The sequence below is a fragment of the Achromobacter sp. genome, assembly GCF_036567245.1.
Lineage (GTDB): Bacteria > Pseudomonadota > Gammaproteobacteria > Burkholderiales > Burkholderiaceae_B > Achromobacter.
On sequence record NZ_DATCUY010000458.1, the window covers coordinates 1 to 5,139 of the forward strand.

Sequence of the window (5,139 nt, forward strand, 5' to 3'; positions counted from 1 at the left end):
ACTTCGCGGAACGCGTTCAGCACGGTCTGGCGGTAGACGGCGACGTCTTCCTCGTAGACGGCGCGGGCGCGGTCCAGGCCGGCCTGGCGGCGGCCGCCGTCGAAGATGGGCATGGACAGCGCGGCGCCGACCAGCGGGCCCAGCAGGAAGGTGCGGCTGGACCACTGGAACAGATTGCCCAGGTCCGAGGACTCGTAGCCGAAGGCGCCGGTGATGTCCAGGCGCGGGAAGAAGGCGGACTTGGCTGCGCCCACGCGGGCGTTGGCGGCGGCCATGGCGCGTTCGGCGGCGGCGATGTCGGGGCGGCGTTCCAGCAGGGTGGACGGCAGGCCTGCCGGGATCGATAGCGCGACCTTCTGGATCGGCTGTGCGGGCATGGCGAAGTCGGCGGGGGCGCGGCCCAGCAGCACGGCCAGGGCGTGTTCGGAGGCGGTGCGGCGGCGGTCGATGCCCAGGGCTTCGGATTGCGCGCTGGCGAGTTCGGCCTTGGCGCGGGCCAGGTCGAGTTCGCTGATGTCGCCCGCGTCGTAGCGACGCTGGATCAGCTGCAGGGTGTCGGTGCGCAGCTTGACCGTCTGGCGGTAGAGCTGCGATTCGGCGTCCTGTTCGCGCACCAGGAAGTAGGTGGTGGCGACGTCGGCCTGCAGGGCCAGCAGCACGGAGCGGTACAGCGCTTCGCTTTGCTGAGCGTCGGCGCTGGCGGCGTCGTAGGTGGAGGCGACGCGGCCGAACAGGTCGGCTTCGTAGGACACGGCGCCTTGCGCGCGCCAGGTGGTGACCGGGCTGGTCGAGGTGCCGTCCGGCAAGCCTTGCGACACGGCCGAGGGGCGCTGGCGATTGGGGCCGAAGGCGGCGTCCAGGTTGGGGAAGAAGCCGGCGCGGGCTTCGCGTTGCAGCGCGCGCGACTGGGTCAGGCGGGCGGCGGCGGCCTGCAGGTTCTGGTTGGCCTTCTGGGCTTCTTCCTGCAACTGGTTCAGGCCTTCGTCGCCGAACACTTTCCACCAGGCGCCGCGCAGCGCGTCTTCCGACGGCTCGGCGGGCTTCCAGGTGCCGGCCTCGGAGGCGGGCAGGGCGGCTTCCTTGAAGGCCGCGGGCACCGCGGCCGAGGGCCGTTCGTAGGTGGGGCCCACCGCGCAGCCGGCCAGCACGAGCAGGACGGCAAGCAGGGCGGAACCGCGGGTCAGTCTTTTGATCATGATGACTATTCTCTTGTTGGCGCCTCCCGCCGCGGCGGCGGGAGGCGCTGGCTATGCTTCTTCTGGTCTGCCGGATCAGGCCTGGTGCTGCGTGGAGGGCGGCGCGTTCGGGTCCAGGTGCGGGACGCACACGGGAGCCTCGTGCGGCGCGGCCGAGTGCAGCGTCTTGCCGCCCAGCGTGCGCAGCAGCACGTAGAACACCGGGGTCAGGAACAGGCCGAACAGGGTCACGCCCAGCATGCCGAAGAACACGGCGATACCCATGGCTTGGCGCATTTCAGAGCCCGCGCCGGAGGACAGCACCAGCGGCACCACGCCCATGATGAACGCGATGGACGTCATCAGGATGGGGCGCAGGCGCAGGCGGCTGGCTTCGATGGCGGCTTCCAGCGGGGTGCGGCCGTTCATTTCCAGTTCGCGGGCGAATTCCACGATAAGAATCGCGTTCTTCGCCGACAGGCCCACCAGCACCATCAGGCCGATCTGCGTGAAGATGTTGTTGTCGTTGCCGGTCAGGTAGACGCCCGTCAGTGCGGCCAGGATGCTCATCGGCACGATCAGGATCACGGCCAGCGGCAGGGTCAGGCTTTCATACAGGGCGGCCAGCACCAGGAACACCAGCAGCACGCTGATCGGGAACACCCACAGGCCGGCGTTGCCCGCCAGGATCTGCTGGTAGGTCAGGTCGGTCCATTCCATCTTCATGCCGCGCGGCAGGGTCTCGGCGGCCACGCGTTCGGCCGCAGCCTGGGCCTGGTCGGACGAGTAGCCGGGCGCCGGACCGCCGTTGATGTCGGCGGCGGTGTAGCCGTTGTAACGCACCACCATTTCCGGACCGAAGGTCTGGTTGACGGTGACCAGCGAGGACAGCGGCACCATTTCGCCGGCGGCGTTGCGGGTCTTCAGCTGCAGGATGTCGTCGGCATGCGCGCGGAATTGCGCGTCGGCTTGCGCCCGCACCTGGAAGACGCGGCCGAAGCGGTTGAAGTCGTTGACGTACATCGAGCCCAGGTAGATCTGCATGGTGTCGAACACTTCCGTCACCGGCACGCCCAACTGCTTGGCTTTGACGCGGTCCAGGTCCACGTCCAGCTGCGGCACGTTGATCTCGTAGCTGGAGAAGGCGGGGCCCAGCTCCGGCGTCTGGCGCGCCTTTTCCAGGAAGGCTTGCTTGGCCTTGTCCAGTTCGGCGTACCCGGCGGCGCCGCGGTCCTCGATCTGGAACTTGAAGCCGCCCAGCGTGCCCAGGCCCATTACCGGCGGGGGCGGGAACACGGCGATGAACGAATCCTGGATGGCCGCGAACTTCTGGTTGAGCGAGCCCGAGATGGCGTTGCCCGACAGCGCCGCGCCCTTGCGCTCCTTGAAGGGCTTGAGCGTGACGAACACGATGCCGGCGCTGGAGCTATTGGTGAAGCCGTTGATCGACAGGCCGGGGAAGGCGATGGTGCTCTGCACGCCCGGTTCCTTCAGGGCGATGTCGCTCATGCGGCGGATCACCGCTTCGGTGCGGTCCAGCGAGGCGCCGTTGGGCAACTGCGTGAAGGCGATCAGGTACTGCTTGTCCTGCGCCGGTACGAAGCCGCCGGGCACCAGGTAGGAGACGCCGATGGTGGCGGCCACCAGCACGGCGTACACGCCCATGGCGCCGGCCTTGCGGCGGATCACGCTGGACACGCCCGTGCCGTAGGACTCGGACGCGCGGCCGAACATATTGTTGAACCAGTTGAAGAAGCGGCCGAAGACGCGGTTCATGCCGCGGGTCAGCCAGTCCGGCTTGTCGTGGTGGCCCTTGAGCAGGATGGCCGACAGCGCGGGCGACAGGGTCAGCGAGTTGAAGGCCGAGATCACCGTCGAAATGGCGATGGTCATGGCGAACTGTTTGTAGAACTGGCCGGTCAGGCCCGTCATGAAGGCCAGCGGCACGAACACCGCGCACAGGGTCAGCGCGATGGCGATGATGGGACCGCTGACTTCGCGCATGGCGCGGTAGGTCGCGTCGCGCGGACTCAAGCCGGCCGCGATGTTGCGCTCCACGTTTTCGACCACCACGATGGCATCGTCCACCACGATGCCGATGGCCAGCACCATGCCGAACAGCGACAGCGCGTTGATGGAATAGCCGAACACCAACAGCAGGGCGAAGGTGCCCACGATGGATACCGGCACTGCCAGCAGCGGGATGATGGACGCGCGCCAGGTCTGCAGGAACAGGATCACCACCAGCACCACCAGCGCGATCGCTTCCAGCAGCGTGGTCACCACGGCCTCGATGCTGGAGCGCACGAATTGCGTGGGGTCGTACTCAATGCGGTACTCCACGCCCGGCGGGAAGTCCTGCTCCAGCTCGGCCATGGCGGCGCGCACCTTGCTGGACACGTCCAGCGCGTTGGCGCCCGGCGACTGCATGATGCCCATGCCCACCGCCTGCTTGTTGTCCAGCAGCGAGCGCAAGCCGTATTCCTGCGCGTCCAGCTCCACGCGGGCCACGTCGGACAGGTAGGTCACGGCGCCGTCGGGCGAGGTCTTCAGGATGATGTCGCGGAATTCCTCTTCGCTTTGCAGGCGGCCGCGGGCGTTCACGTTGAGTTGCAGCGGCACGTCGCCCAGGGTCGGGGACGCGCCGATGACACCGGCGGCGACCTGCACGTTCTGTTCGCGGATGGCGGCGACCACTTCGCTGGCGGTCATGCCGCGCTGGGCGACCTTCTGCGGGTCCAGCCAGACGCGCATGGAATAGTTGCCGGAGCCCCACACCGTCACTTCGCCCACGCCCGTGATGCGGGCCAGGCGGTCCTTGACGTTCAGGATGGCGTAGTTGCGCAGATAGGTGATGTCGTAGCGGTCATTGGGCGAGAGCAGGTGCACCACCAGCGTGAGCGTGGGCGAGCTCTTGGCCGTGGTCACGCCCAGGCGCTGGACGTCCGGTGGCAGGCGCGGCAGCGCCTGCGACACGCGGTTCTGCACCAGCTGCTGGGCCTTGTCCGGGTCCACGCCCAGCTTGAAGTTCACCGTCAGGGTCAGGTTGCCGTCGCTATTGGCCTGCGACTGCATGTACAGCATGTCCTCGACGCCGTTGATGGATTCCTCCAGCGGCGAGGCCACGGTTTCGGCGATGACCTTGGGATTGGCGCCCGGATACTGCGCGCGCACGACCACGGACGGCGGCACCACTTCCGGGTATTCGGAGATGGGCAGCTGGAACATGGCCAGCAGGCCGGCCAGCAGCACCAGGACCGACAGCACGCCGGCGAAGATCGGCCGGTCGATGAAGAATTTCGAGATATTCATGAACGTTCTCGTTAGACGCGCCGGCTCAGTTCAGCGTGGCCGAGGCGGTCTTGACCGGGCTGCGTTGGGCCGCAACCATGGGGACGACGGTAGGGGTCACGGCATCGCCGGGACGGATGCGCTGCAGGCCATTGACGACGATGCGTTCGCCGGCGGCCAGGCCCGAATCGACCACGCGCAGGCCTTCCTGGTTGGCGCCCAGCTTGATCTGGCGGTAGACGGCATGGTTCTTGTCGTCCAGCACCAGCACGTAGCGCTTGTCCTGGTCGGTGCCGATGGCCTTTTCGTCGATCAGCACGGCCTGGCGCGGGTCGCTGCCGCCCAGGCGGACGCGGGCGTACAGGCCGGGCAGCAACATGCCGTCGCTATTGTCGAACTCGGCGCGCACGCGGATGGTGCCGGAGGTGGTGTCCAGGCGGTTGTCCACGGACTGCACGACGCCGGTGCGCGAATAGCCTTCCTCGTTGGCCAGGCCCAGTTCCACCGGCACGGCGCCGCTGCGGCCGCTGCGCGCGGGGTTCACGTAACGCAGGAAGGTCTGTTCGTCCACGTCGAACGAGGCGTACATCTTGGAGACCGACACCAGCCGGGTCAGCGGCACCGACGCGGCGCCGGCGGCCACCACGTTGCCCACGGTGACCTCGGCGCGCGA

Annotated in this window: 3 protein-coding genes; all 3 read right to left on the minus strand. The window is 67.9% G+C overall.

What is annotated here, in order from left to right:
• Nucleotides 1-1,196, minus strand: a 1,196-nt coding sequence (locus tag VIR09_RS19600) for an efflux transporter outer membrane subunit (protein ID WP_332014376.1), incomplete at its 3' end; no start/stop codon positions are given.
• A 75-nt stretch (nucleotides 1,197-1,271) separates the two neighbouring features.
• Nucleotides 1,272-4,487 carry a multidrug efflux RND transporter permease subunit gene (locus tag VIR09_RS19605; protein WP_332014377.1) on the minus strand — a complete coding sequence of 1,072 codons (3,216 nt, stop codon included), beginning with the start codon at nucleotides 4,485-4,487 and terminating at the stop codon, nucleotides 1,272-1,274.
• Nucleotides 4,488-4,512: 25 nt separating this feature from the next.
• A partial coding sequence (locus VIR09_RS19610; protein WP_332014378.1) for an efflux RND transporter periplasmic adaptor subunit occupies nucleotides 4,513-5,139 on the minus strand: 627 nt, incomplete at its 5' end.

Excerpts from the sequence above, each read along its gene's own strand:
- VIR09_RS19605 (WP_332014377.1), bottom strand. The coding sequence starts at position 4,487 with ATGAATATCTCGAAATTCTTCATCGACCGGCCGATCTTCGCCGGCGTG.